Annotated in this window: 27 protein-coding genes; 6 read left to right on the top strand and 21 right to left on the bottom strand. The window is 67.9% G+C overall.

All coding sequences use genetic code 11. The features are described 5' to 3' along the window. Window positions 1-66: 66 nt before the first annotated feature. Complete coding sequence (locus tag DKM19_RS05085) at window positions 67-1,230, bottom strand: acyl-CoA dehydrogenase family protein (RefSeq protein WP_089209814.1); 1,164 nt, start codon at window positions 1,228-1,230, stop codon at window positions 67-69. 164 nt (window positions 1,231-1,394) lie between these two features. Here DKM19_RS05085 and DKM19_RS05080 point away from each other — a divergent pair, with 164 nt between their 5' ends. Next, window positions 1,395-2,696, top strand: a complete 1,302-nt coding sequence (locus DKM19_RS05080) for a UDP-glucose/GDP-mannose dehydrogenase family protein (RefSeq protein WP_239514584.1) — start codon at window positions 1,395-1,397, stop codon at window positions 2,694-2,696. Between the two features lie 62 nt (window positions 2,697-2,758). Here DKM19_RS05080 and DKM19_RS05075 read toward each other — a convergent pair whose 3' ends face one another. The 4 genes from DKM19_RS05075 to DKM19_RS05060 form a co-directional block, all read right to left on the bottom strand. Then, window positions 2,759-2,995: a DUF397 domain-containing protein gene (locus tag DKM19_RS05075; RefSeq protein ID WP_089209816.1), complete on the bottom strand. Its 237-nt coding sequence runs from the start codon at window positions 2,993-2,995 to the stop codon at window positions 2,759-2,761. A 182-nt stretch (window positions 2,996-3,177) separates the two neighbouring features. After that, window positions 3,178-3,600 carry a PIN domain nuclease gene (locus tag DKM19_RS05070; protein ID WP_110694700.1) on the bottom strand — a complete coding sequence of 141 codons (423 nt, stop codon included), beginning with the start codon at window positions 3,598-3,600 and terminating at the stop codon, window positions 3,178-3,180. Further along, on the bottom strand, window positions 3,597-3,800 hold the full coding sequence (locus DKM19_RS05065; protein WP_239514089.1) for a type II toxin-antitoxin system VapB family antitoxin: 204 nt from the start codon (window positions 3,798-3,800) through the stop codon (window positions 3,597-3,599). Before DKM19_RS05065 ends, DKM19_RS05070 begins: the two co-directional genes overlap by 4 nt. Before the next feature lie 237 nt (window positions 3,801-4,037). After that, a complete protein-coding gene (locus DKM19_RS05060; RefSeq protein WP_110694698.1) occupies window positions 4,038-5,978 on the bottom strand; it encodes a CHASE3 domain-containing protein in 1,941 nt (646 codons plus the stop codon). 85 nt (window positions 5,979-6,063) lie between these two features. Here DKM19_RS05060 and DKM19_RS05055 point away from each other — a divergent pair, with 85 nt between their 5' ends. Continuing rightward, window positions 6,064-6,723: a response regulator transcription factor gene (locus DKM19_RS05055; protein ID WP_110694697.1), complete on the top strand. Its 660-nt coding sequence runs from the start codon at window positions 6,064-6,066 to the stop codon at window positions 6,721-6,723. A 129-nt stretch (window positions 6,724-6,852) separates the two neighbouring features. Here the strand turns inward: DKM19_RS05055 and DKM19_RS05050 are convergent, their stop codons facing one another. Continuing rightward, window positions 6,853-7,380 (bottom strand): response regulator, encoded by a 528-nt coding sequence (locus DKM19_RS05050; RefSeq protein WP_239514088.1) that lies wholly within the window; start codon window positions 7,378-7,380, stop codon window positions 6,853-6,855. Between the two features lie 145 nt (window positions 7,381-7,525). Between DKM19_RS05050 and DKM19_RS05045 the strand changes: the two genes are divergently transcribed. After that, the gene (locus DKM19_RS05045; protein WP_110694695.1) at window positions 7,526-8,221 is read left to right on the top strand and encodes an ATP-binding protein; all 696 of its coding nucleotides are present in this window, start codon (window positions 7,526-7,528) and stop codon (window positions 8,219-8,221) included. A gap of 280 nt (window positions 8,222-8,501) precedes the next feature. On the opposite strand, the gene DKM19_RS05040 is transcribed toward DKM19_RS05045, so the two are convergent. Both DKM19_RS05040 and DKM19_RS05035 read right to left on the bottom strand, forming a co-directional pair. Beyond that, entirely contained in the window at window positions 8,502-9,176 is a 675-nt protein-coding gene (locus DKM19_RS05040; protein ID WP_162641305.1) for a GntR family transcriptional regulator, read from the bottom strand. 316 nt (window positions 9,177-9,492) lie between these two features. Then, on the bottom strand, window positions 9,493-10,425 hold the full coding sequence (locus DKM19_RS05035; protein WP_110694693.1) for a GlxA family transcriptional regulator: 933 nt from the start codon (window positions 10,423-10,425) through the stop codon (window positions 9,493-9,495). 136 nt (window positions 10,426-10,561) lie between these two features. Between DKM19_RS05035 and DKM19_RS05030 the strand changes: the two genes are divergently transcribed. After that, complete coding sequence (locus DKM19_RS05030) at window positions 10,562-11,200, top strand: HD domain-containing protein (protein ID WP_110694692.1); 639 nt, start codon at window positions 10,562-10,564, stop codon at window positions 11,198-11,200. Window positions 11,201-11,612: 412 nt separating this feature from the next. Here the strand turns inward: DKM19_RS05030 and purE are convergent, their stop codons facing one another. The 3 genes from purE to DKM19_RS05015 all read right to left on the bottom strand — a co-directional run bounded on the left by purE (window position 11,613) and on the right by DKM19_RS05015 (window position 14,536). Next, window positions 11,613-12,116 carry a 5-(carboxyamino)imidazole ribonucleotide mutase gene (gene purE, locus DKM19_RS05025; RefSeq protein WP_110694691.1) on the bottom strand — a complete coding sequence of 168 codons (504 nt, stop codon included), beginning with the start codon at window positions 12,114-12,116 and terminating at the stop codon, window positions 11,613-11,615. Between the two features lie 178 nt (window positions 12,117-12,294). Continuing rightward, window positions 12,295-13,407 (bottom strand): 5-(carboxyamino)imidazole ribonucleotide synthase, encoded by a 1,113-nt coding sequence (locus tag DKM19_RS05020; RefSeq protein WP_239514583.1) that lies wholly within the window; start codon window positions 13,405-13,407, stop codon window positions 12,295-12,297. A 244-nt stretch (window positions 13,408-13,651) separates the two neighbouring features. Then, window positions 13,652-14,536 (bottom strand): hypothetical protein, encoded by an 885-nt coding sequence (locus DKM19_RS05015; RefSeq protein WP_110694689.1) that lies wholly within the window; start codon window positions 14,534-14,536, stop codon window positions 13,652-13,654. A 351-nt stretch (window positions 14,537-14,887) separates the two neighbouring features. Here DKM19_RS05015 and DKM19_RS05010 point away from each other — a divergent pair, with 351 nt between their 5' ends. Continuing rightward, window positions 14,888-15,367, top strand: coding sequence for a GtrA family protein (locus tag DKM19_RS05010; protein WP_110694688.1), 480 nt, complete (start codon window positions 14,888-14,890; stop codon window positions 15,365-15,367). A gap of 136 nt (window positions 15,368-15,503) precedes the next feature. On the opposite strand, the gene DKM19_RS05005 is transcribed toward DKM19_RS05010, so the two are convergent. The 9 genes from DKM19_RS05005 to DKM19_RS04965 form a co-directional block, all read right to left on the bottom strand. Continuing rightward, window positions 15,504-16,781: an ATP-binding protein gene (locus DKM19_RS05005; RefSeq protein WP_110694687.1), complete on the bottom strand. Its 1,278-nt coding sequence runs from the start codon at window positions 16,779-16,781 to the stop codon at window positions 15,504-15,506. A gap of 2 nt (window positions 16,782-16,783) precedes the next feature. Further along, a complete protein-coding gene (locus DKM19_RS05000) occupies window positions 16,784-17,452 on the bottom strand; it encodes a response regulator transcription factor (RefSeq protein ID WP_043620820.1) in 669 nt (222 codons plus the stop codon). 270 nt (window positions 17,453-17,722) lie between these two features. Next, window positions 17,723-18,205: a bacterioferritin gene (gene bfr / locus DKM19_RS04995; RefSeq protein ID WP_089209829.1), complete on the bottom strand. Its 483-nt coding sequence runs from the start codon at window positions 18,203-18,205 to the stop codon at window positions 17,723-17,725. A gap of 15 nt (window positions 18,206-18,220) precedes the next feature. Next, complete coding sequence (locus tag DKM19_RS04990; protein ID WP_089209873.1) at window positions 18,221-18,400, bottom strand: bacterioferritin-associated ferredoxin; 180 nt, start codon at window positions 18,398-18,400, stop codon at window positions 18,221-18,223. 137 nt (window positions 18,401-18,537) lie between these two features. Next, window positions 18,538-19,155, bottom strand: a complete 618-nt coding sequence (locus DKM19_RS04985) for an MBL fold metallo-hydrolase (protein WP_110694686.1) — start codon at window positions 19,153-19,155, stop codon at window positions 18,538-18,540. After that, window positions 19,152-20,237 carry an S-(hydroxymethyl)mycothiol dehydrogenase gene (locus DKM19_RS04980; protein WP_110694685.1) on the bottom strand — a complete coding sequence of 362 codons (1,086 nt, stop codon included), beginning with the start codon at window positions 20,235-20,237 and terminating at the stop codon, window positions 19,152-19,154. The genes DKM19_RS04985 and DKM19_RS04980 overlap by 4 nt, the downstream gene beginning before the upstream one ends. A gap of 173 nt (window positions 20,238-20,410) precedes the next feature. Beyond that, a complete protein-coding gene (locus DKM19_RS04975; protein WP_110694684.1) occupies window positions 20,411-21,412 on the bottom strand; it encodes an adenylate/guanylate cyclase domain-containing protein in 1,002 nt (333 codons plus the stop codon). A gap of 41 nt (window positions 21,413-21,453) precedes the next feature. Further along, window positions 21,454-21,894, bottom strand: coding sequence for a PH domain-containing protein (locus tag DKM19_RS04970; RefSeq protein ID WP_239514087.1), 441 nt, complete (start codon window positions 21,892-21,894; stop codon window positions 21,454-21,456). 405 nt (window positions 21,895-22,299) lie between these two features. Continuing rightward, window positions 22,300-23,124, bottom strand: a complete 825-nt coding sequence (locus DKM19_RS04965; RefSeq protein WP_110694682.1) for a biotin--[acetyl-CoA-carboxylase] ligase — start codon at window positions 23,122-23,124, stop codon at window positions 22,300-22,302. Window positions 23,125-23,298: 174 nt separating this feature from the next. Here DKM19_RS04965 and fdhD point away from each other — a divergent pair, with 174 nt between their 5' ends. Continuing rightward, entirely contained in the window at window positions 23,299-24,357 is a 1,059-nt protein-coding gene (fdhD, locus tag DKM19_RS04960) for a formate dehydrogenase accessory sulfurtransferase FdhD (RefSeq protein ID WP_239514086.1), read from the top strand. Between the two features lie 69 nt (window positions 24,358-24,426). Here the strand turns inward: fdhD and DKM19_RS04955 are convergent, their stop codons facing one another. Beyond that, a complete protein-coding gene (locus DKM19_RS04955; RefSeq protein ID WP_204358659.1) occupies window positions 24,427-24,888 on the bottom strand; it encodes a GNAT family N-acetyltransferase in 462 nt (153 codons plus the stop codon). Between the last annotated feature and the right edge of the window lie 17 nt (window positions 24,889-24,905).

Below are 24,905 nucleotides of genomic sequence, written 5' to 3'. Positions count from 1 at the left end.
ATCACCGCCCGGCTTTCGCAGCCGGGCGGTTCTCCCTCGAAAATCAAAGCTCTCCCAGCTCAAGCCCTACTTCAGGAGCTGGCGGGCCATGACCATGCGCTGGATCTGGTTGGTGCCCTCGTAGATCTGGGTGATCTTGGCGTCGCGCATCATGCGCTCGACCGGGTAGTCGCTGGTGTAGCCGTATCCGCCGAGGAGCTGGACGGCGTCGGTGGTGATCTCCATGGCGGCGTCGGAGGCGGCGCACTTGGCGGCGCTGGAGAAGAACGTGAGGTCCTTCTGCGGCTCACCGTGCATGGCCAGCTCCGACTTGGCGGCGGCGGCGTAGGTGAGCTGGCGGGCCGCCTCCAGCTTCATCGCCATGTCGGCGATCATGAACTGGACGCCCTGGAACTCCGCGATGGCCTTGCCGAACTGCTTGCGTTCCTTGATGTAGCCCACCGCGTAGTCCAGCGCGCCCTGGGCGATGCCGAGCGCCTGGGCGGCGATGGTGATGCGGGTGTGGTCCAGGGTGGCCAGGGCGGTCTTGAAGCCGGTGCCGGGTTCGCCGATCATCCGGGAGGCCGGGATCCGTACGTTCTCCAGGATGACCTGGCGGGTCGGGGAGCCCTTGATGCCGAGCTTCCTCTCCTTGGCACCGAAGCTGACACCCTCGTCGCCCTTCTCCACGACAAACGCGGAGATGCCTCTGGCGCCGACGCCCGGCTCGGTCACGGCCATCACCGTGTAGTACTCCGACACCCCGGCATTGGTGATCCACATCTTGGCGCCGTTGAGCACGTAGTGGTCGCCGTCGGCCACGGCACGGGTCTTCATGGCGGCGGCGTCACTGCCCGCCTCCGCCTCGGACAACGCGTAGGAGAACATCGCCTCGCCTCGCGCGACCGGGGCGAGGTAGCGTTGCTTGACCTCCTCGGAGGCCGACAGCAGCAGCGGGACCGTTCCGAGCTTGTTGACCGCGGGGATCAGCGAGGACGAGGCACATGCCCGTGCCACCTCCTCGATGACGATGACGGTTGCGAGGGCGTCGGCCCCGGCACCGCCGTACTCCTCGGGGACGTGTACGGCGTGCAGGTCGGCCGCGACGAGTGCCTTGTAGACGTCCCAGGAGAACTCTCCTGTCTCATCCGCCTCGGCGGCACGAGGAGCGATCTTCGCGTCGGCGAGGTCACGGACGGTCTCCCTGAGCATCTGGTGCTCTTCGGGCAGCGCATAGAGGGGGAAGCTCATGGGCAAATATTAGGACGTCCAACCATGTATGGATCGCTCCACCCAATGTGATATGTGTTGCTCCTGTTTGCGCAGGTGGCGCAGGGCAAGTGTCAGATGCCGGTACTCTGTCGGCAAAGAATTGGGCAGAACCGAAGGGAGCACCAGTGGCCTACCGCCTGACGATGGTGGGAACCGGATACCTCGGTGCGACGACGTCCGCATGCATGGCCGAGCTGGGCTTCGAAGTCCTCAGCCTCGACGTGGACGCGGAGAAGATCAGTCGACTCCAGGCCGGGGATCTGCCCATATACGAACCGGGTCTGGAAGAGATCCTCAGGCGCAACCTCGCCAACGGGCGACTGCGCTTCACCACCTCCTACGAGGAGGCGGCCGCGTTCGGTGACGTGCACTTCCTGTGCCTGGGCACCCCGCAGAAACCGGGCGAGTACGCCGCGGACGTCTCCTACCTGGAGTCCGCGATCGAGTCGCTGGCCCCGTATCTGAACCGCGAGTGCCTGATCGTCGGCAAGTCCACGGTCCCGGTCGGCACCGCTCAGCACCTGGCCGACAAGCTGGCCAGGCTGGCACCCATCGGTTCGGGCGCCGAGCTGGCATGGAACCCCGAGTTCCTCCGCGAGGGCTTCGCCGTGAAGGACACCCTGCACCCCGACCGGATCGTGCTGGGCGTGGCCTCCGACAGGGCCGAGAAGATCATGCGTGAGGTCTACGCCTCGATGCTCGAGGCGGGCACCCCGATGGTGATCACGGACTACCCGACCGCCGAGCTGGTCAAGGTCGCCGCCAACGCGTTCCTCGCCACCAAGATCTCTTTCATCAACGCGATGGCAGAGGTCTGCGAGGCCGCCCACGCCGACGTCAAGCAGCTGTCCCTGGCGCTCTCGTTCGACGACCGCATCGGCGGCAAGTTCCTCAACCCCGGCCTGGGCTTCGGCGGCGGCTGCCTGCCCAAGGACATCCGCGCCTTCATGGCCCGCGCCGGAGAGCTCGGCGCCGACCAGGCGCTGACCTTCCTGCGCGAGGTCGACGCGATCAACATGCGCCGCCGGGCCCGCATGGTCGACCTGGCCCGCGAGCTGGCCGGCGGCTCCTTCCAGGGGTGCACCGTCACCGTGCTCGGCGCCGCGTTCAAGCCCAACTCCGACGACATCCGCGACTCCCCCGCCCTCGACGTCGCCGTCAAGATCAGTCAGCAGGGTGGCCAGGTCACGGTCTACGATCCCGTCGCCCAGGAGAACGCCCGCCGGGCCCACCCCGAGCTCTCCTACGGCGCCTCCGCCCTGGAGGCGGCCCAGGGCGCTCACGTCGTGCTGCTGCTGACCGAATGGCAGGAGTTCATCGACCTCGACCCCGAGCAGCTCGGGGCCGTCGTCGCCACCCGCAAGATCGTTGACGGCCGCAACGCCCTCGACTCCGAAACCTGGCGCGCCGCCGGCTGGCACTATCGCGCCCTCGGACGCCCGTAGCGAGTCGCTGAGGCCCCCACTCCGCCCGGAGCTCTTCCCCCACCCCCGGCACCCCGTCTTCGTCAGTTGTCGAACTCGCCGAGTTTCACGCCGCCGACGAAGGCGTCCCACTCCGACCGGGTGAAGAACAGCTTCGGGCCGTCGGGATTCTTGGAGTCGCGTAACACGTAGAGGGATCCGAGGTCCGCCTTGTGCCCGGTGTCGAGGGCGTCCACCACGGCCACCTCGACGCACTCGCCGCCGTTGCCGCTGCTGAGAGATGCCTTGTGCCAGACGGCCTTGCTCAGGTCTGCGTCCATGTCGCCATCACCTTCGTCGTGAGGTCGATACTCGCTCGCGGAGGCAGGATCTCCGCTCGGAGTTCTTCGAAACGGGTGCAGATCTCCGCCACGTCCCGGGGGCGATCGGTGATGTGTCCTTCGGCGGCGTAGTCCACTTACACAGTATCCGCCGCGCCCCCGGCCGCCCATGCCGCTTCGCACTACTTTCCTGCTTCGGGGCCGTACCACTGGAGTGCCTGACCGGTGACCGCGGCGATGCGGTCGAAGTCATGATCACGATGCAGCAATGTGAGCCCTCGCAGCTCCGCGGTCGCGGCCACCACCAGATCCACCGGCCCCGCACTACGATGCTGCCCCTTCGCCGTAAGCAGGTCCTGGACCTGCCATGCCCGGTCATACGCACGATCATCGACAGGAACCCATCCGAACAGCTGACGCATATCCTCGATCCCCCGCGCACGGTCGGACTGCGACCGCGCACTGTAGAAATACTCGAGTTCGGTGATGGGGCATACCGCGACCAGCCCTGCCGTAACAGCCTGGTCCCAGCCGTAGGTCTCGGCCCCACCGTGCATGAGCCGAGCCAACGCGCTGGTGTCTATCAGGAACTGCGAGGCGTTCACCTTCGGTAGTTCCTCTTCTCCTCGAAAACGTCCAGATCGAAAGCGCCCTCGGCGGCAGCGCCACGCAGCCGGGCGAGCGCCAGCGCTCGTCGCCGGTTCTCCAGTACTTCACGCAGAGCGGTGTTGACCGTCTCCTTCTTCGTGCCTGTCCCCAGTGCTTTGGCCGCTTCAGCCAGCAGGTCGTCATCCAGATCAATCATCGTCCGGCTCACAAGCCACCTCCCATATATGCATACCTCTGAATCAAATGTACATGGAGATATGCCTTTGCGTTGAGACTTTCTGAGCCCGCCGCCAATCGCCGGAGGCGACTCTGAACGCCCTCGAGGCCAGAGCTTGGCACGCCGGGTGAACACCATCGTGCCCTCGGTAGCAGGTGATCGGGTTTCCGCTCAGCCTGCGGAAACGCATGGAGGCCTGGCTTGGGCGGGCTGCGGTCAGTCGTTCTCGGCGGGGATCTGAACGGACAGCGTCGTACCGTCTTCCGCGGGGCTCACGATCTCGATGCTGCCGCCGAGGGCCTCGACGCGGTCCCTGAGCCCGATGAGGCCCGAACCGTGGCCGGGATCCGCTCCCCCGACCCCGTCGTCGCGAATCGAGATCCGGACGATCCCGTTCTCCATCGCGAGGTCGACGTACACCACGGATGCCTGTGCGTGCTTGGCCGCGTTCGTCAACGCCTCGGACACGACGTAGTAGGCAGCCACCTCGACACGTTCCGCCAGGCGCCGGTCGGTGTTCACGGTGAGCTCGACCGGGACGGCGGAGCGGCGCGCGAGCGTCTTGAGGGCGGGCCCGATGCCGCCCCTGGACAGGACCGCAGGATGGATTCCCCGCGAGATCTCCTGCAGGTCCTCGACGGCCCCCGCCAGGCCCTGGGCCGTATGGGAGAGCTGTTGCCTGAGTTTCTCCAGTTCGGGTGGCGCGGTGGCCTCCGCCGCGCGTAGTTCGAGCCCGAGCGTGACGAGACGCTGCTGGGTTCCGTCGTGCAGGTCGCGCTCGATGCGGCGGCGGGTCTCGTCGGCGGCCTCGACCACGCGGGCACGGGAGGCGGTGAGCTGAGCCCGGCTCTCGGCGTTGGCTATCGCCGTCGCGACGAGTTCCGTGAACTCCGCCATGCGCTCCTCCCTACCTTCGGGCTGTGGCCCGGACCCGGTCGAGAAAGCGACCAGAGCGCCCCACATCCGCCCCTCGACCACGATGGGACAGCCGACCGCGGAGCTGACCCCCCGCTCACGCATCCATGTGGCGATCTTGCCGTTGGTGTCGTAGGTGATCCGCCCCGGCTTCCCGGTCTGCAGCACCAGCCCCGCGACGCTCTCCTCATCGAGCGGCCAGCGCGAGCCGACGGGCGGTCCGCATTCAGGGCTGCCGTGATCGGCCCAATTGCCGATCACGTTCCCCATGCCGTCGGCCTCGTAGCGGATCACCGAGACATATTCCGTTTTCAGGATCTGGCCCATCTCGGTGGCGACCGCGTTGAAGATCTCGGGCGGCGACACCTCGCACGCGACGAGCGTCGCGACGCGCCGCAGCGCGGCCTGTTCCTGCACGATTCGACGGAGCTCGTCGCGGCTCTCCTCCAGCGCGCTTCCCATGGTGTTGAACGCGACCTCAAGCTCGCCGATCTCGCCCACACCCGTCTCGGGCATGCGTGCGGTGAGATCCCCGCCGGCGAGCCGGCCCGCGACGACGGCCGCCCTGCGAACCGGCTGGACGATCGCCCGCGTCAGGTATCCCGCGAAGGCGACGATGAGGAGGATCGAACCCGCGAGCCCGATCAACGTTCCGGCGATCACCTGCTGAGCGCGGGTTTTGGCGACGTCCTCGCGCGTCCCGAGAACGGAGCGCGTGGCCTTCTCGTAGCGGTCGAACTGGGCTCTCAGCGCGTCGATACGCCGCTCCCCCTCCTGCGTCGCCTCCAGACTCCACGCGTAGGGATCGCCTCGCCGTGCCGCCTCGACCAGCGGGATCGAGTAGTCGCGGATGAAGGACTCACCGGCCTGGATGATCTGCTGGGCCAGGCGTCCGTCCCCGGAATCGGAGGAGAAGCGCGCGAACTCCCGTGCCTGGCCGGAAAAGGCCGCCCGGGCGGCTTCCCACGGCTGGAGGAAGCTCTCCTGCCGGGTGATGACAAAGCCGCGCTGCCCCGTGTCGAGGTCGCTGACGAGATTCTCCAGCTGGCCTGCCTCAACGAGCGCCGTCCGGGTATATCTCCTCTCGTCCACCGCCTGCTGCAGGCCGGAGATCGCCCACAGCAGCGCGGCGAAGACCAGGCCGGTCAGCAGCGTGAGCAGGCCGCTCGCGATGGCCGTACGGCGTGTCAGTCTCACTCCCGCGCCCATCTTCGGCTGTCCGTCCGGTGTGCGTTCCCTCATGGTCGGCCCCGTCAACTATCGCCTGGGGAGAATCGGACGATAATGGTTAAAACACCCAATACTACATCTGTGGTGAGGGAGAGCGGTGGAAGGTAGCCGGACACGGATAGCGCTGGCGGACGACGACGTCCTGCTTCGCGAGGGACTCGCGAGCCTGTTCGAGCGGCTGGGGTTCGAAATCGTCGGCCAGGCCGGAGACGCGTCGGAGCTGCTCTCCCTCGTACGGGATCGCGAGCCCGAGCTTGTCATCGTCGACATCCGGATGCCCCCGGCCCACACGACGGAGGGCGTCGACGCGGCCTACCTGATCCGTCAGGAGTTTCCCGAGATCGGAATTCTCCTGCTGTCGGCTCACATCGAGGTCGACCAGGCGATGGAGTTGCTCGCCACCGGGCAAAGGATCGGTTACCTGCTCAAGAGCCGGGTAACCGACGTGACCGACTTCCTCGAGACGGTCCGGCGAATCGTCCAGGGCGGTTCGGTCGTCGACCCCGCCCTCGTGCAGGAGCTCATCTCGGCCCGCCGCAGGGACGACCCGCTGGAACTTCTCACGGAGCGTGAGCGCGAGGTCCTCGGCCTGATGGCGGAGGGGCGCTCGAACGCCGGTATCGCCCACCAGCTCTGGATCACCGAGGGCACCGTCGAGAAACACGTGCGCAGCATCCTCTCCAGGATGCGGCTACCGGAGACCGAAGACGATCATCGACGCGTCCTCGCGGTCCTCGCCTTCCTCGAAGCGCGCTAGTCCCGTTTTCCGCACGTACCACATCGTTGCAGGTCAGAAGCCATATCTGATCCGACGCTGCGGGTGATCACCCCAGGTCGATCGGGGTCACGTGCCGAATGCAGGGCCGGCGACCCCACGCACGAGTCCTCACAGTGGGGATCTGGGCCCATCCTCGGAGACGACCCGGCCGGGGTCCGGCGAAATCTCACCGACCGACACGCTCTCCGTGCCCGCGACCCCGAGGATCTCGCGGATCGCCTTTCCCGAGATATCAGGCTTGGGCAGGAATGCGACGGCGGGACTGGCCGCGATCATGTCCGCGAAGTCCCTCTCCGCGTAGGCCGAGATCAGGATCACGCTCGACCGCTCCGTGTATCCCACTCTCGCGAGCCGCCGGGCGAGATCGAAGCCGCATTCCTCTCCGAGGCCGATGTCGATGAGCGTGACGTCCGGCCGGCACTCTTCGGCCAGCCGGAGGGCGTCGGCCTTCGTCGACGCGACGCCGACGACCGCGATCCCCTCTCGTTCGAGCAGTCCGCGGGCTACCTCGAGAAAGTGATCGTTGTCATCGACGATGAGACATCGTAGGGCCACACTCCCAGGATCGCAGCGAGAAGTCGGCCGTGCATTGCAGCTAGCAGGAATGCCGGGAGTTGCACTGGCATGGGTTCGCAATGGGTGCTGCCCGCGAAGACGGCGAGCGTCCGGAGCGAGATCGTGGAAGGTGAAGCAGTTGAGAGATCCGTCACCCGTCGAATCGGGCCGGTGAACTCGACCGGGAAATCACCGCGACGGGTAACCGAGCGGCCGGAGGCAGGACATGCCGAACCATCGATCTTACGGACATCCGTTCATCGTTCCCACCGCCCGGCGGGGGAGCGCCAGGCCACCTCGGTCTGCCGCACTCACGCTCAGGGGCGGCTACGCGCATGCCTGCCACCAGTTCGAAACCACCGTACGTCACCTCGGTGAAATCGCTGTCCGCAGCCTCAGGGACTTCACCGGCCCCGTCGAGGAGCCCGGAATCCGGAAGATCTCATGGTCGCTCTCTCCCGTTTCCTCCTCTGTGCCCCGGGCGCGGCATCTGGTCCGTAACCAGCTGGCCTTCTGGGCAGCCGACGAGCAGGGCGAGATCGTCGAACTGCTCGTCAGCGAACTGGTCACCAACACGCTGCGCCACGCCTGGGGACCGATCCGGCTCGCCCTCCGTCTCCGGGACGGGATCGTGCGCTGTGAGGTCCAGGACGCGAACCCCGCCCTGCCCCACATGCGCGACGCCTCCCGGGACGACGAAGGAGGACGCGGGATGCACCTGCTCGACCTGCTGTCCCAGCGCTGGGGCAGCGTCCGTACGCCCGCGGGAAAGGTCATCTGGTTCGAGCTGCCCGTACACGCGCCCCTTGACGTCTCGCGGCAACCGAGGTGGACCGCCGCGACGCCCCAGGGAGCGGAGGACGAGCCCTCTGCGGTCCTCCCCCACCTCCCAGACCCCCCGGAACCCAGCGCCCATGAATGATCCGCCGCGGCGAAACGGCCCCCCACGACAGGAATCGGCAAGTCCGGCCCGTACGAGCGCGCAACAGGAGTCCCGCAAGATGCCTCAGATCCAGATCCGCAAGCGCCCGAGGCGCCCTGTCAAGGTCTCCCTGGACCTGCGAACTCCGTCGGGGAAGCGGCTGCCGTACTGAACGCGCTGCCGGCTGCCGGATCGCGTTCGGCCCGGGACAGGCGAGCCCGATGCCGCAGCATGCGGGCCGCACCCAAGATCATGTAAGTCCTGGCCCGCTCCGGCGAGGTCAGGTCTGCGAGTCGGCGGCCCACAGGGCGAGCCGCAGGTCGCGAGCCTTGGTGAAATGCTTCGTGGCAAGCTTCTCGGCGAGGTCGAGGTCCTGCGCGTCGATGGCATCGATGATCGCCCGATGCTCGCCGTTCGCCTCGTGCCACCGTCCCGGCTGCGACAGGGTCGTCGCCGGGTGGCGCGCGAGGTGGAGGTCGATCCGCGTGAGCAGGTCGATCAGCGACTCGTTGTGCGTGGCCCGCCACAGAGCCCGATGAAGATCACGATTGGCCGCCGCCATCTCCGTCCCGTCTCCGGTGTCGAGGCGCTCCAGACGGTCGGCGACGCGTCGCATGGTGATGACGTCGATCGGGGAACGGCGGGCCGCCGCCGCCCGTGCGGCCGCGGCCTCGAGCACGATCCTCGTCTCGTAGAGGTCGAGGATCTCCTCAGGGCTCCGCTCGCGGACCACCAGCCCGCGGTCGGTGCGCAGCACGAGCCCGTCCTGCTCCAGCCGCGTGAGCGCCTCCCGGACGGGGGTGCGGCTCACCTGGCACCACTGCGCCAGGGGGGTCTCGACGAGCTGCTGGCCCGGGGCCAGCTCACCCGCGAGAATCGCCTGTTTCAGCCGCTCGTACGGCGAGGGCCGGCGGTCGTCGGCCGGTGCAGCCGAGGGAGGAACTCGAACGGCCATTTGTGTCCCTTTGCAGGCGGCGGCGCACGCGCCTCCATGTGTACACCGAAGTATGCAGGCCATGTCAGGCGTGACGCGCTCTCGGAAGAACCTGTTCGCCCAGGAGGTGGATGCGCTCCTCCCAGAGGGGAAAGATTAGCCGGAAATCAGAGACAGGGTGATCCACTCCGTTATCACGCAATGTGACATCCCCCTCGGCGGTTCGGCGCCGAGCAGCAGGCGGCGCCCCGGGCTCCCGGCCGCGGGACGTCTCGCCCGCGAAGGAGGACCCCACCGCCTGGAGCTGCGGGACGTCCTCCCCGTGAAAGAGGTCCCCCTACCGCTTGGCGCTGCGGAAGCGAGCGCGGTAGGAGGACGGCGCCACTCCCAGGTGGCGGTGGAAGATACGGCGCAGTGACTCCTCGCTGCCCAGTCCGGTACGATCCGCCGCGGCGGTCACCGTCTCCCCGGCCTCCAGGAGGGCTCGGGCGGCCTCAAGCCGTACCGACTCCACGTAGGCGGCCGGAGTGCCGCCGATCTGCTCGCGGAAGAGACGGGTCAGGTGGCGGACGCTGAAGCCGCCGCGGACCGCCAGAGCGGGGAGGGAATGGTCGGCCGCCGGGTCGGCGACCACCGCGTCGAGGAGCCGGCGCAGCCCGTCGTGGCGAGCTCTCGGCGTACGGGCCGCCACCGAGAACTGGGACTGGCCGCCGGGGCGCTGCAGGAAGACGACCATGTCCCTGGCCACCTCCCGTGCCAGGTCGGCTCCGCCGTCCTCCTCGACCATCGCGAGGGCCAGGTCGATTCCGGCGCTGACGCCGGCGGAGGTGAGCATCCGGCCGTCACGGACGTAGATCGCGTCCGGCTCGACCTCGACGCGCGGGTAGCGCCTGGCGAACGTGGTCGTGTGCCGCCAGTGGGTGGTCGCGCGCAGACCGTCGAGCAGCCCCACCTCGGCGAGCGCGAACGCGCCGGTGCACACGGAGGCGATCCTGCGCGCGTCGCGGGCCAGGGTGGCCACCCCGTCGAGCGACCCCGGAGGAAAGGCCCCGCCAGGCAGATCGTCACTGCCGGGGACGATCACGGTGTGGGCACCGGTGATCTCGGATACCGCGGCGTTCACCCCGATTCTCAGCCCGCTCGAGGTCACGACGTCGCGCCCGTCCGGCGAGCACAGGATCACGGGGATTCCGGAGGTGGCGAACACCTCCAGGGGGCCGGTGACGTCGAGGAGCCGCACGCGGTCATAGGCAAGCATCACGATGCTCATGTTTTTATCCTAATGACCGAATCTATGGGGTATTGGTCCAGATAGACATGGCCCGCCATACCGGCACTTCGAGAGCATCGAAGAGTTGCTGCACGTTCGCGAGGCATCTCGCAAGCTCACACGGAGGAGTCGGAAAATGCCCGATCGTATTGCGGATATCGAAATTCCCGACAGCGCCCTGGCGAAGGCCGCCACCGACCTGGTCAGGAAAGCGGCCTCGCCGCTCCTGTTCGACCACTCCCGGCGGGTGTTCCTGTTCGGCTCGCTGGCCGGTGTACGGCGGGGGCTCTCCTACGATCCCGAGCTTCTGTACGTCGGCGCGATGTTCCACGACCTCGGCCTGACCGAGACCTACCGGACCACCGGCCAGCGCTTCGAGATCGACAGCGCGGACGAGGCGCGGCGTTTCCTGACGGAGCACGGCGTGCCGGAGGACAGCGCCCGCATCGTGTGGGAGGCGATCGCTCTGCACACCACGCCGGAGGTTCCGTACCACATGGCTCCGGAGATCGCCCTGGTCACCACCGGAGTCGAGGCCGACGTCCTGGGCATCGCCCTGGACGAGATCCCGGCAGAGGCCCGTGCGGAGATCGTCGCGGCCCACCCCCGCCCCGACTTCAAGCGCCGCATTCTGGGCGCCTTCACCGAGGGCAACGCCTACCGGCCCGAGACGACCTTCGGCAACGTGAATGCGGACGTCCTGGAACGGTTCGTCCCGGGCTTCGTCCGCCCGAACTTCGTCGAGATCATCGAGAACTCCGCCTGGCCCGAGTAATTGATCATCAGTGCCTCACCGCTCTGAGCGGATTCAATGATCGGCTTCGGTGGCGTGCTCTCGTGTTACCGCTGCCGCCATCGCGGCGATCTTCATGCATGTGCGTGCCTGCACGCCGGGCGTCAGCGGGACGATCCGGAGCTCACTTCGACCTCGGCGGGTCGGGGATCATCGTTGGGCCCCAGACTCCCCAGCACGGCCAGTACGGCCAGCATGAGTCCAAGGACAGCGCGTATCGCATTTCTCATGACAAACCTCCAAAAATCGTGAAGATCGCCCTCCTTCCCTATTGAGCCTTACCTACCCGTTACATTTCCCATCGAAGCCGACCTGCGCCAGATCGGGGAGAACCACGTAGCCGAGCGCCTGCCGTCCCCTGACCTCGGTCAGGGGGCCGGGGCGCGGAGAGATCTCAGGCCCTGAGCTCGGCGGCCTCGGCGCGGAGCCTGGCGCCCTTGGCATGGGCCTGCTCCTTGAGCGCGACCTGGAACTCCTCCATCTTCACCCGCAGTTCCTTGTCCGCGGTGGCGAGGATCCGTACGGCCAGCAGGCCCGCGTTACGCGCGCCGCCGATGGCGACGGTGGCGACCGGGACCCCCGCGGGCATCTGGACGATGGAGAGCAGCGAGTCCATGCCGTCGAGGTATTTCAGCGGGACCGGGACACCGATCACCGGCAGCGGGGTCACCGCGGCGAGCATGCCGGGCAGGTGGGCGGCTCCCCCGGCGCCCGCGATGATCACCTTCAGGCCGCGCCCGGCGGCCTGCGCGCCGTACGCGATCATCTCCTCGGGCATCCGGTGCGCGGAGACCACGTCGGCCTCGAACTCCACCCCGAACTCGGCCAGCGCCTCGGCGGCGAGCTTCATCACGGGCCAGTCGGAGTCACTGCCCATGACGATGCCGACGGTGTTCATACGATCTCCTCGCTCCGCGGCTCTCGAACCGCGTTCGCCATGATGGTGTGTCAGCCGGCCCGCCCGACCGTGACGACATGCCCGCCGGGCCTCGACGACGCGCCTGTCCGGCCCTCTCGACCTTGACGGGGTTCCGGCCGATCCGCCCGGTCCTGGGGCGTTCCGGCCCGTCGCTCGCTTACGTGTATCTTCCCTCGGAAAGATAGACGGCGGCGTGCTGGGCCCGCGCCCGGACCTCGTCCAGGTCGGTGCCGAAGGCCGTGACGTGGCCGATCTTGCGGCCCGGACGCACTTCCTTGCCGTAGAAGTGGATCTTGATCCCCGGATCGTGGGCCATCACGTGCTCGTAGCGGGAGAAGACGTCGGGGTCGTCCCCGCCCAGGAGGTTGGCCATCACCACGACGGGGGCGGACAGCGAGGGCGAGCCGAGCGGAAGGTCGAGCACGGCACGCAGGTGCTGCTCGAACTGGGAGGTGCGGGCTCCGTCGATCGTCCAGTGGCCGCTGTTGTGCGGGCGCATGGCCAGCTCGTTGACCAGCAGGCCGGAGGCGGTGGCGAACATCTCCACGGCCAGCAGCCCGGTCACGTCCAGCTCCTTGGCGATCTTCAGGGCGATCCGCTGGGCCACCGCGGCCTGCTCGGGGTCGAGCCCGGGCGCGGGGGCGAGCACCTCGACGCAGATGCCGTCGCGCTGGACGGTCTCCACGACGGGGTAGCTGACGCCCTGCCCGTGCGGCGACCGGGCGACCAGCACGGCCAGCTCCCGCTCAAAGGGCACGAACGCCTCGGCCATCAGCGGCACCCCGCTGGCCAGGACCTCGCTCGCGTCCTCGGCGGACTCGCAGACCCAGACGCCACGCCCGTCATAACCGCCGCGTATCGCCTTGAGCACGACCGGCCAGCCGTTCGCCCCGGCGAACTCCTCGATGTCGGAGGCCGTCTCGACCCGCCGCCAGGCCGGGCACGGAACGCCGATCGCGGTCAGCCGCTCGCGCATGACGGCCTTGTCCTGGGCGTGCACGAGCGCGTCGGCACCGGGACGTACGGCGAAGCCGTCCTCGGCCAGCGCCCGGATGTGCTCGGTGGGCACGTGTTCGTGGTCGAAGGTGAGCACGTCACATCCCTTGGCGAAGTCGCGCAGGTCCGCAAGGACCTGGTAGTCGCCCAGCCGGACATCGGCGATCACTCGCGCGGCGCTCTCGTCCGGCGAGTTCGCCAGGACCCGCAGCTCGATTCCCAGGGCGATCGCCGCCTGCTGGGTCATCCGAGCCAGCTGGCCCGCTCCGATCATGCCGACGACGGGTCCAACGGGACTGGCCAAAGAAGGGCTGCTCACGACGGTCAAGTTTACCGGCCCCCGTACGACGTCAGGCCGGGCGAGGACGTACGGCGGCCACAGGCCCGCCCGGCGGGGGCGAAATCGGGGCGACCGGTCGTGACAGAGCCCGCGGAAGACGGGAACGGGCGGGGGTGAGATCCGGGCGACCGGCCTGACAGCGCCCGCGGAAGACGGGGCGTGATCGCAGGCGGCGAGGTCAGTCGGCCGTGAGGGTGGCGAGCCCTCGGCGCAGGGCGATCGTGGACATCTTGGTGCCACCGGTGATCTCGGTGGCGACGAGCACGACCTCGGTGCCGGTCAGCCCGGCGGGCTTGGCCTTGCCGGTGAACCCGCGCAGGTCGCCCTTGCCGTAGAGCGGGCGAGCCAGCGAGGAACGGCCCGGCCCGGCCTTCTGCCGGTATTCGATCTCCAGGGCGTGGATGACCAGGGCGCCCCCGTCGGGCAGCTTCAGCGCCCGCTGCGGACCGTCGAGCAGGCGGACATCCGTGGTGAGGCGGTCGGGCCGCACATTCTCCGCCCTCTGGACCAGCTCGTCGAACAGCCCACGGATGGCGTCCCCCTTGGGGAAGGTCACCCCGCTCACCCCTGCGGGGTCGGTCAGGTAGGCCAGGTAGCGCTGCGGGGCCAGGCGGGCCTTGACCCCGGTGCTGGGATCGTCGGTGGGCACGGCGCCCTCGATCGGCTCGCGTGATTTGCCTGTCACGAGAATGGGACCCGCGCCGATCCTCCAGTTGTCACCCTCGTTGACGAACAGGAAGTAGGCCGGATCGGGCTTGCGGGCCAGGGCGACGAACCATCGGTCCTCGTCGGCGGCGTTGGGCAGGAAGAACTCCGCCTCGGTGTACCTCTTCCGTGCGGGAGCTGGGCGGCCGTTCCGGGTTGCCTTGCAGGCACGACCGCCCAGCGTACTTTCCGCCCAGGTGGTCAGCCTCTCGACCGCCGCGCAGTCCCGCTTCTGCCAGGCGTCGTCAAGCTGCTTCAGCACCCCGAAGGCGTCCATCGCCTCGGCGAGCTCCACACGGGCGGAGGTCTTCGATGACGGCTCGGTCTCGGGGATCGTGACCTGACCATCGGTTTGCACACCGCAACCGGCCATCACTGACAGAACAAAGATCAAAACGAACAGTCGGCGGCGCAAGGGTTGGTCCCGTGGTTCGTGGCCGTCACATGCGGCGATCCGTCTGGACCGATCGCAGGAGGTGAGCCTCGCTCGGAGACTCCCTGCGGTCTGTTGGCTCAGCGTAACGTCCTAGACCAGGATTTATCCGTCACTGTGTGACATTCATCTAAATGTTCTTAGTGACCGTTATGCACAACAGCCGGTCAACCCCGTACAGATCGACCCGGAGCACCGGTAGCCTGGCTGGAAAGTGATTCAGGTCCTCCCGCCGGGCGGATCGGCGGCCGACCTGGAAAGGACCGTGCAGGAGACGTGGAGTTCCTTCGACAGGCCTACGGTCGGCTCGCCGGCCTGACACGTGAACTGGCGAAGTTCGGGACCATCGGGGCGATCGCCTTCGTGATCGACACCGGTGGCACCAACCTGTTCCGGTTCGGCTTCGGCTGGGGTCCGCTGACCTCGAAGGTCCTGGCCACGGTCATCGCCGCCACCCTCGCCTACCTCGGCAACCGCTACTGGACATTCCGGGATCGGGAGCAGAGCGGGCTCGCCCGCGAATACTTCCTGTTCTTCCTGCTCAACGGCGTGGGTCTGCTGATCTCGCTCCTGGTGATCGGTTTTGTCACCTACACCCTGGGCCTCCACGACCCCCTGAGCTACAACATCGCCCTGCTGGTCGGCACCGCCCTCGCGACGCTGTTCAGGTTCTGGTCCTACAAGAAGTGGGTCTTCCTCGCCGCCACCGAGGAGCCGCCGAAGGAGCTTCCCCACGAGGCCAGGCGGGTCTCCTGACCCGAATCGGACGGCTCCGCCGGCCTTCGGATCAGATGACCACGCGAAGCGAGGCCGGGCAGGTCCGCTGACCACACGGAATGGGATCGGGCGGACCCGCCGGCCTTCGGGGTGAGACGACCACGTGGGGCGGGAGTCAGGCGGGCCCGCTGACCACCCTGGTCCTGCCGGTGTCGCCGACCTGGCGCAGGAAGAACGCGAACGCCGCCGGGCGGTGCCGTACGAGCTCCAGCCGGCCGCCGTCGGCGGCGGCCAGTGCCCGTGCGAGGGGCAGGCCCAGACCGGTCCCGCCGCCCCCGCTCACGTTTCGTTCGAAGACCCGGGGGGCCAGGTCGTCGGTGATGCCGCTGCCCTGGTCCGCCACTTCGATCACGACGGACTTGTCCTTGTCGCTGGTGGTCACCGTCACCGTGCCGTCACCGTGTTCCAGCGAGTTCTCCAGGAGGGTCGAGATCACCTGACTGATGCCGCCGCTGGTGCCCAGCGCCTGGAGCTCACGGGTGCCGGACAGCTTCAGTTTCCGTCCGGCCCGGCGGAATGCCGGGCCCCACTCGATGAGCTGCTGGTCCAGCAGCGCGTCAAGCTCGATCACCTCGGCCTGCGAGTGCCGCTGCCGTCTGGCCGCGGCCAGCAGTTCGTCGATCACCGCGGTGAGCCGCTCGGCCTGCACGATGGCGGCCTCGCCTTCCTCCTTGACGATTCCCGGCTCGTCCGCGGCCGCCACGATCTCCTCCAACCGCATGGTGAGGCCGGTCAGCGGAGTGCGGAGCTGGTGCGAGGCGTCGGTCGCGAACTCGCGCTCCCTGGCCAGCAGGTCGGAGATGCGGGTCGCGCTGCGGTCGAGCACCTCGGCCACCCGGTCCAGCTCCTGGATGCCGTAACGGTGCTTGCTCGGCCTGGCGTCACCTGAACCAAGCCGCTCAGCGATCATCGCCAGGTCACTGAGCGGAAGCGTCAGACGGCGTGACTGCACGATGGCGAGCCCCACCGCGACCGCGAGAGCAGCCGCGGCAAGCCCGAGGATGAGCAGAAGCCATGCCCGCACCTCATGCTCCACCTCCGTCTTGTCGCGGCTGACCGCGACGTACACGCCGTTCTCCGACTGGGCGTCCTCGGTCATCTTCTGACTTTCGACGGGCTCGGTGCCCACCGTCGTCACCTGAGGCGGCGTCCCCTTCGCGTAAATCTGGATGTATCGATCGGAATATTTGCGTCTCAGCTGTTCGGGATCGACGGGCTGGTCCTGAATACGGGCATACTCCACCTCCCCCAGAAGGCTTTTGGCCTGGGAGGAAAGTTCCTGGGTCGCCTCCTCCTCAATCAGCCGGTTGACGGCCACGCCAAGTGGGATGCCAAGCAGCAACACCCCGATGACCGCGACGAGGAGGGTGGAAGCAAGCAGGCGGCGGCGCATCCCTACTCGCGTTCGAACCGGAAGCCGACTCCTCGAACCGTCGTGATGTAGCGGGGCTTGGCGGCATCGTCACCCAGCTTGCGGCGTAGCCATGAGATATGCATGTCCAGTGTCTTGGTGGAGCCCCACCAATTGGTGTCCCACACCTCGCGCATGATCTGCTCGCGGGTGACCACCTTGCCGGCGTCGCGGACCAGGACGCGGAGCAGGTCGAACTCCTTGGTCGTCAGGTGTAGTTCCTTCTCTCCCATCCACGCGCGACGGGAGTCGGCGTCGATGCGCACGCCCTGTACAACGGGCGTCTCGGACGTGCCGCGCCGCAGGAGAGCCCGGACCCTTGCCAGGAGCTCCGCGAGGCGGAACGGTTTGGTGACATAGTCATCTGCTCCGGCGTCGAGGCCCACAACGGTGTCCACCTCGTCAACACGGGCAGTGAGAATGAGCACGGGCGTGCCGTGCCCTTCGGCGCGAATTCGTCTGGCCACTTCCAGGCCGTCCATCTCGGGCAGGCCAAGGTCAAGAACTATCAGGTCGATGCCACCCGACAGAGCCCGCTCTAGGGCTTGCGGGCCGTCGGGGCTGACCTCAACTTGGTAGCCCTCGCGGCGCAGAGCACGCGCCAGTGGCTCGGAGATCGAGGTGTCATCCTCGGCGAGTAGTACACAGGTCATGTTGCGATCGTAGGACCTTAGAGGATCGTTTCCCGGGTACAGCGCGCGGTTTGACTCGTCGTTGACCTATCCATTGACCTGGGCAAACACTGATAAATCCCGGATAGTCATCCCGCAAGGGTTGAGGGCCGCGCAGTACCGCTCCCGCCTCGGAAGTCCCTGGAAAGCACAGGCTCGCCAAATATTTCGCTGACAAAGCAGAACACGCCCTACCAGATGGGGATCCGGAGGGCGCGTTCGGGGCAAAACTGGAGCGATCTGGCAATTGGCTCACGAAGCCGACGGCGGCTCGGCGTAGCGAGCCAGGTAGAGCTGCTCCCCCAGACTGCCGATGAGCCCCAACTCGGTCTCCAGATAGTCGATGTGGCGCTCCTCGTCTTCGAGGATCTCCTCAAAGAGGCGAGCCGAGGTGTGGTCGCCCTTCTCGCGCATCAGGATGATCGCGGGCCGCAGGCGCGTGACAACCTCGAGCTCGACATCCAGGTCCGCGCGGAGCTGCTCCTTGACCGTCTGGCCAATGTGCAGGATGCCCAGCTTCTGATAGTTAGGCAGGCCTTCGAGGAAAAGGATGCGATCAGTGAGCTTCTCCGCGTGGCGCATCTCGTCGATGGACTCTTCGCGGGTGTACTTCGCAAGCCTGGTATATCCCCAGTTCTCCTGCATCTTGGCGTGCAGGAAATACTGGTTGATCGCTGTCAGCTCAGCCGTAAGCTGCTCATTGAGCAATTCGATGATCTTTTTGTCGCCCTGCATGGCGGGCTCCTCGTGCTATGCGGTCGGCACCAAATCTTCAGACCGCTTCAGGATCGCACAGATCTTCCGCACACAAGAAGCGCAGTCCCCACCGGCGCCCGTGGCGTCCCGGATCTGCCGTGCGCTCTTCGCACCTGCGGCGATGCAGTCATGAACCTCGTTTTCGGTCACCGCGCGGCAGACGCATGCATACATGGCGGGGAAGCGGCCCTTCAGGGGAAGCGTATGTAGGTTAGGCACGCCTAATGTAACGCATTTGGTAAGGCTTGCCTATGTGTGCTGTGCCACACAACCTCGACGCGCTCACACCCTCCGCGCTTCCCCGCCGGATATCAGTGCCCTCTGGCCAGCCATTCCTCCAGGTGCTTGGCCTCCTCGGCGATCAGGGTGGAGTCCCCGTGTCCCGTGTGCACGGCCGTCTCCCCCGGCAGGGTCAGCAACCGCTCCCGGATCGAGTCGATGATCGTCTCGAAGGAGGAGAAGGACCTGCCGGTCGCGCCGGGACCACCCTTGAACAGGGTGTCGCCGCCGAAGACCGCTCCGATCCCGTGGGAGTACAGGCAGACGGCGCCCGGAGCGTGGCCGGGCGTGTGCAGCACGGTCAGCTCGACCCCGCCCACCGAGAGCACCTGGCCGTCCTTCAGCGGGGTGTACGGCCGGTCGGGGTAGACCATGTCCCACAGGACCTGGTCGGCCGGGTGGAGCAGGATCGGCGCGTCCACCCGCTCGGCGAGCTCGGCCGCCGCGTTGATGTGGTCGTTGTGCGCGTGGGTGCAGACGATCGCCTTGACCACACGGTCACCGACCCGGTCGGCGATGGCCTCGACGTCGTGCGCCGCGTCGATGACGATGACCTCGCGCGCGGAGCCGACGAGCCAGACGTTGTTCTCGACGTCCCAGGTCCCGCCGTCCAGCGAGAACGTTCCCGAGGTGACGACCTTGTCGATCACAGGACCACCACCGAACGGAGGACCTCGCCGGCGTGCATCTTGGTGAAGGCCGCCTCGATGTCGCCCAGGCCGATCGTCTCGGAGACGAAGCGGTCCAGGTCCAGCCGCCCCTGGAGGTAGAGGTCGATGAGCATGGGGAAGTCACGGCTGGGCAGGCAGTCGCCGTACCAGGAGGACTTCAGCGAGCCACCGCGGCCGAAGACGTCCAGCAGCGGCAGCTCCAGCGTCATCTCCGGGGTGGGCACCCCGACCAGGACCACGGTTCCGGCCAGGTCGCGGGCGTAGAAGGCCTGCTTGTAGGTCTCCGGGCGGCCGACCGCCTCGATCACCACGTCCGCGCCGTTGCCGCCGGTGAGCTCCTTGATCGCTTCCACCGCGTCGGAGGTGCGGGAGTTGATCGTGTGGGTGGCGCCGAACTCCTTGGCCCAGGCGAGCTTCCGGTCGTCCACGTCCACCGCGATGATCTTCGAGGCGCCCGCCAGCCAGGAGCCGTGGATGGCCGCGTCACCGACGCCGCCGCAGCCGATGACGGCCACGCTGTCGCCCCGGGTCACGCCGCCGGTGTTGATGGCCGCGCCGATGCCCGCCATCACGCCGCAGCCGAGCAGGCCCGCCACCGTCGCGGGGGCCGCCGGGTCCACCTTGGTGCACTGACCGGCCGCGACCAGGGTCTTCTCGGCGAAGGCGCCGATGCCGAGGGCCGGGGAGAGCGGCGTTCCGTCCTCCAGGGTCATCTTCTGGGTGGCGTTGTGGGTGTTGAAGCAGTACCACGGACGCCCGCGCCGGCAGGCGCGGCAGTCGCCGCAGACCGCCCGCCAGTTCAGGATCACGTAGTCGCCCGGGGCCACCTCCGTGACGCCCTCACCGACGGCCTCGACCACGCCTGCGGCCTCGTGACCGAGCAGGAAGGGGAAGTCGTCGTTGATCCCGCCCTCGCGGTAGTGCAGGTCCGTGTGGCAGACGCCGCAGGCCTGAACGTTCACCACCGCCTCGCCGGGACCGGGATCCGGCACGTGAATCGTCTCCAGGGAGACGGGCTCACCCTTGCCACGTGCGATCACGCCTTGCACGGTGTACGGCATGTCCTGCACCTCATCTAACGTTTGAGCTCGGTTACCGGTCGAACAGTTTCAGATCATGCCCCATCTTCGGAATGCCCTGCTTCCACAGATGTCGCTCATTAGATTGTGGGGGTTTGTCCCTCCGGGGCGCGCACTGTCTCAATGCACAACCCTGCCTCAACGCACAGCCCGCCTCAAGGCTTGCCGGCGGCGCGGAGCACGTAGGGCTGCACGAATCCGATGCCGCGGGCCGGCCGCCTGCGCAGGCGGCCCACCTCGACGTCCGGCACGTCCACGAGACCGTCGGCCAGCTCGCCGTCGACGATGATCGTGCCCGGGCGGGCGATGGCCGTCAGCCGGGCCGCCAGGTTGACCGTGGTCCCGAAGACGTCGCCCATGATCGGCAGCACCGGACCGTAGGCCAGTCCGATCCGCACCTCCGGGCCTTCCCTCCTGCTCGCGGCGACGAGGCCCAGCGCGATCATCGCGGCCGCCCGCGGGTCGGAGGCGGTGAACAACACCTCGTCGCCGAGCGTCTTGACCAGCCGTCCCCCGTGCTTGGCGACTACGTCCGAGGCCCGGGACTCGAACCCCTCGACCAGCTCGGCCAGGCCCCGCTCATCCAGCTCGCGGGAGACCCTGGTGAAGGAGACCAGGTCGGCGAAGCCCACCGCGAGGGTGAGCCTGGTGGGCACGATCTCCTGGGTGATGTCGGTGTTGGCCAGCAGGCGGATCCCGGCGGCGGCCAGCTGTGCCCGCCATACATGGACCAGCAGCTGCTCGAAGTCGGGGAGCAGCCGCCGCGAGGTCTCCATGATCGCCGTCAGGTCCGCGTCGTTGGGCGGCCGGCCGGGATCGAGCATGGCGCCGATCATGATTTCGGCCTGCCACTGCGCGAGCCTGGCCGTCGTCTGACCGAGCGCCCTCGTCATCCGGATGATCGTCTGGTCGTTCAGCAACCCGCCGTCCATCATCGCCCGGACCCGCTTGAGCGCGGCCACGTCGGCGTCGGTGAAGGCCACGGCGTCATCGGGCAGGGTGGCGAACCCGAGGGCACGCCAGATCCGCTCGGCGAGATCCTGCGAGACCTCGGCGAGCTGGGCCACCTGGAGCCGGGTGTAGAGGGGTGGAGAGCCGACGAAGAGGCGTTCGATCTGCTCCGCCGTCGGACGTCCCGTCAATGCCTCTGGGCCCATCTTCTCCTTCTCCCCCGGCCCTGGAGGTCAGGCCGCATCGATTATCGCCCGCCTCGCTCCGAGGGCTCGCCGTCCGTCGCGTCGTCGAGAGCGCGGAAGAGCTCGGCCCGTACGTCCTGGATCTGGGGGATGTCCCGCAGGATGATCTGGCCCTGCTCGGCCGCCGACTCGACGGTGAGCGTGCCGCAGCCGAGCATCCGCTCCATCAGACTCTGGTCGGCGCTGACCGTGTTGACCTTGGTCATCGGGATGTCGTCGATGGACTTGTTCAGCACGCCCGTGCTGATCGTGAACCGGTGCGAGGTGAGCACGTACGAGGTGTTCTTCCACCGCAGGTACGGAACGAACGACCACACGGTCAGCAGTCCCACGGCGATCACGAACACCGCGATGTTCGCGTAGAAGTCATATTCGAAGGCGGGCATGAAGAAGATTACGGCACTGGACGCGATGATGATGAGAACCAGCGCGAGGACGGGCACGATGAGGCGTTTCCAGTGAGGGTGGAACGACCGGATTCGTCGCTCCCCCTCTGTCATGTGGCGATCAGGGAGACTCATGGGGCAAAGCGTGGCATGCCTGCGCGCCCCACGTCACGACTGCCTCCATCTCGTGGGTAACCGTTTCGCCGAATTCTTTCCTGGATGCCCGTCCTTCAGGGCGGAGAGGAAGCGCTTCTTGTGTTTTCTCTTGGTTGTGGGTCGGGCTCGGTAGGGTTGGGGCGTTCCGCGATAGCCAAGCGGGATGTGCGTGTTTGAACGCGGCAGGGCGTTGCCGTGTCTGCGCGGGGAGGCTTTGGGGTTGCCCGGGCCGATGAACCGCGAACCGACAGACCCGGCCGGAAGGCCGGGTGCTGGAATCCCCGGTTTTCAAAACCGGGGAGGACGTCAAGGGGTGTGAGGGCGGACGTGCACGACGTCACCCGCGCTCAGCGTGTGCTCTTCCCCCTTGGACTCGACCAGCAGGCGACCGGAGTGGTCGATGCCCGTGGCCAGCCCGGTGAGCACCCGCTCCCCCGGCAGCTCCACCCGGACCTCACGGCCGATCGTCGCGCTGATCGCGAGGTAGGCGGCCCTCAGGCCGCACGCGTCGGCGTCGCCGTGCGCCTCCGACCAGTCGCGGTAGTGGGTCTCGATCTCCCGCAGCACGGCCCGGATGAGCGGGTCGCGGTCGACGCAGGCGGCGTTCTCGATGACCAGCGAGGTGGCGGTCTCCACCGGCAGCTCCTCGGTGCGGAGGCTCACGTTGAGCCCGACGCCCACGATCACCGCGCTGTCCACCCGCTCGGCGAGCACCCCCGCGAGCTTGCGCTCCCCGATGAGCAGGTCGTTCGGCCACTTCAGCCGGACGTCCACCTCGGCGACGTTGCGCACGGCCGACGCGACGGCCAGGCCGACGAGCAGCGGCAGCCAGCCCTGCTTGAGCGGGGGCGGGTCCGGGCGCAGGAGCACGGAGAAGGTCAGGCCCGAGCGCGGCGGGGCGCTCCAGACCCGGCCGAGCCTGCCGCGACCGGCGAACTGGGCCTCCGCGATGACGACGGCTCCCTGCCGGGCGCCGTCGCGGACGGCCTGCGCGAGGTCCGCGTTCGTCGAGCCGGTCCGGCCGACGACGGTGATGCCCGACCAGAGGCTTCCCGGGTGGACCAGGGCACGGGTGAGAGCGGCCTGCGACAGCGGCGGGCGATCAAGATCAGTAAAGGGCGAGTCGAGCACTTAGCCATCTTGCCTCCCTTAACGACCCCCTGTTACCGAATTAAGGCAATGACCAGGGAATACTGTGACCGTAGTTGGAGATCACAGACAGAGCCGGACTTTTCGGACCGCTGAGAGGTTGGGAAGGAAACCAAGACCTATCCGGGTGATCGGCCGATCGGGAAGATGGACACCATGAGCGAACGCCTTGACCCACGTGACCGGGCCGGCTGGAAGCCCGCCGAGCCGGCCGAGCGGACCGGGTCCGTCAAGCGGGCCGGACCCGCCGGACCGTTCGAGCTGGACGAGCTGGACGTGCCCGTCACGCAGAACGAGCTCGCCGAACCGTTCGAGATGGACGAGATGGACGAGCTGCTCAAACTGGTCGAGCGGGCCGGGCCCGTCGAGCGGGCCGGTCCTCCGAGGCCGGGGGCCACCACCCGGACCCGGGTCACGGAGGTGACCCCAGGAGCGGTCAGGGAACGCCGTGACGACCTGGCGACCGAGGAGCCGCTGGAGATCCGCATCCAGGCGGGCGAGGCCCGGCAGACGGTCGCGATCACCATGCGGACCCCCGGTCACGACTTCGAGCTGGCGGCCGGTTTCCTGTACGGCGAGGGCATGGTCACGCCCGGCGGCATCGCCAGGATCGGCTACTGCACCGACGAGGACGTCACGCCCGAGGCGCGCTACAACATCGTGACGGTGCGGCTGCACGGGGAGCTGCCCGACCTGCCCGCCCTCGACAGGCACTTCATGACGTCGAGCGCCTGCGGGGTCTGCGGCACGGCCAGCCTCGAGGCCCTGCACGACCGCTGCTCCCCGCTGCCGCCCCAGGAGGGCCTGCGCGTCTCCCCCGAGATCCTGTACGGCCTGCCGCGGCGGCTCAGGGAGGGCCAGGGGGTGTTCGGCAAGACGGGGGGCCTGCACGCGGCGGGGCTGTTCACCCCGGACGGCGAGCTCCTGGCGCTCCGCGAGGACGTGGGACGGCACAACGCGGTGGACAAGCTGGTCGGCTGGGCCCTGATGGGCGAGAGGCTGCCGCTGGGCGGGCACATCCTGATGGTGAGCGGGCGGAGCAGCTACGAGATCATGCAGAAGGCCCTCACCGCGGGCCTGCCGATCGTCTGCGCGGTCTCCGCGCCCTCCTCCCTGGCCGTGGATCTGGCCAGGGATTTCGGGATGACGCTGGTCGGCTTCCTGCGGGACGAGCGCTTCAACATCTACTCGTCCCCGGAGCGGATCACCACCTGAGCCGTCCGCCCGGCTCCGGAGAGCGCCGGGAGCGTGGTTTCAGCCGTCGAGCCGCTTCGTCATGAAAACTCAGCCGTCGAGCCGCTTCTTCATGAAGACCACGTCACGCGGCCCGGACCGGCGGCGTTCGGTGATCTCGTAGCCGAGGCGTCCGTACAGCGCGATGTTCGGCTCCATCAGAGCGTTGGTGTACAGCCGCAGCGCCCCCAGGCCCGCCGCACGGGCCTGGGCCTCGGCGAAAGCCATGAGCGCCCTGCCCAGCCCCTGACCGTGGCGGTCGGGGGCCACGGCGACGTTGTCCACCAGCAGCACGCCGTCCTCGGGGACCAGCACGATGAGCCCGGCGACGCCCTCCTCCTCCAGCAGGTGGACGTGACCGGCCGCGATCCGCGCGGCGTAGTCGTCGTCCATCGGCTTGGGCCGGACGCCGATCAGCTCCGCCCACGGCCGGTAGGCCGCCTCGACGATCCTCTCGACGACGGGCCTGTCGCCGGGAACGGCGAGGCGGATCATCCGGGATTCTCCGGTCACCCGGCCCTCCGTCGTCA

It is taken from the genome of Streptosporangium sp. 'caverna' (assembly GCF_003203775.1).
GTDB lineage: Bacteria > Actinomycetota > Actinomycetes > Streptosporangiales > Streptosporangiaceae > Streptosporangium > Streptosporangium subroseum.
The sequence above is the reverse complement of the archived record's forward strand: the minus strand, read 5'-3'. Positions and strand labels throughout refer to the sequence as shown.

Excerpts from the sequence above, each read along its gene's own strand:
- DKM19_RS05085 (WP_089209814.1), bottom strand. The coding sequence starts at position 1,230 with ATGAGCTTCCCCCTCTATGCGCTGCCCGAAGAGCACCAGATGCTCAGG.
- DKM19_RS05080 (WP_239514584.1), top strand. The coding sequence starts at position 1,395 with ATGGTGGGAACCGGATACCTCGGTGCGACGACGTCCGCATGCATGGCC.
- DKM19_RS05075 (WP_089209816.1), bottom strand. The coding sequence starts at position 2,995 with ATGGACGCAGACCTGAGCAAGGCCGTCTGGCACAAGGCATCTCTCAGC.
- DKM19_RS05065 (WP_239514089.1), bottom strand. The coding sequence starts at position 3,800 with ATGATTGATCTGGATGACGACCTGCTGGCTGAAGCGGCCAAAGCACTG.
- DKM19_RS05060 (WP_110694698.1), bottom strand. The coding sequence starts at position 5,978 with ATGAGGGAACGCACACCGGACGGACAGCCGAAGATGGGCGCGGGAGTG.
- DKM19_RS05045 (WP_110694695.1), top strand. The coding sequence starts at position 7,526 with ATGCCGAACCATCGATCTTACGGACATCCGTTCATCGTTCCCACCGCC.
- DKM19_RS05040 (WP_162641305.1), bottom strand. The coding sequence starts at position 9,176 with ATGGCCGTTCGAGTTCCTCCCTCGGCTGCACCGGCCGACGACCGCCGG.
- DKM19_RS05035 (WP_110694693.1), bottom strand. The coding sequence starts at position 10,425 with ATGAGCATCGTGATGCTTGCCTATGACCGCGTGCGGCTCCTCGACGTC.
- DKM19_RS05030 (WP_110694692.1), top strand. The coding sequence starts at position 10,562 with ATGCCCGATCGTATTGCGGATATCGAAATTCCCGACAGCGCCCTGGCG.
- purE (WP_110694691.1), bottom strand. The coding sequence starts at position 12,116 with ATGAACACCGTCGGCATCGTCATGGGCAGTGACTCCGACTGGCCCGTG.
- DKM19_RS05020 (WP_239514583.1), bottom strand. The coding sequence starts at position 13,407 with ATGATCGGAGCGGGCCAGCTGGCTCGGATGACCCAGCAGGCGGCGATC.
- DKM19_RS05005 (WP_110694687.1), bottom strand. The coding sequence starts at position 16,781 with ATGCGCCGCCGCCTGCTTGCTTCCACCCTCCTCGTCGCGGTCATCGGG.
- DKM19_RS05000 (WP_043620820.1), bottom strand. The coding sequence starts at position 17,452 with ATGACCTGTGTACTACTCGCCGAGGATGACACCTCGATCTCCGAGCCA.
- bfr (WP_089209829.1), bottom strand. The coding sequence starts at position 18,205 with ATGCAGGGCGACAAAAAGATCATCGAATTGCTCAATGAGCAGCTTACG.
- DKM19_RS04990 (WP_089209873.1), bottom strand. The coding sequence starts at position 18,400 with ATGTATGCATGCGTCTGCCGCGCGGTGACCGAAAACGAGGTTCATGAC.
- DKM19_RS04980 (WP_110694685.1), bottom strand. The coding sequence starts at position 20,237 with ATGCCGTACACCGTGCAAGGCGTGATCGCACGTGGCAAGGGTGAGCCC.
- DKM19_RS04975 (WP_110694684.1), bottom strand. The coding sequence starts at position 21,412 with ATGGGCCCAGAGGCATTGACGGGACGTCCGACGGCGGAGCAGATCGAA.
- fdhD (WP_239514086.1), top strand. The coding sequence starts at position 23,299 with ATGAGCGAACGCCTTGACCCACGTGACCGGGCCGGCTGGAAGCCCGCC.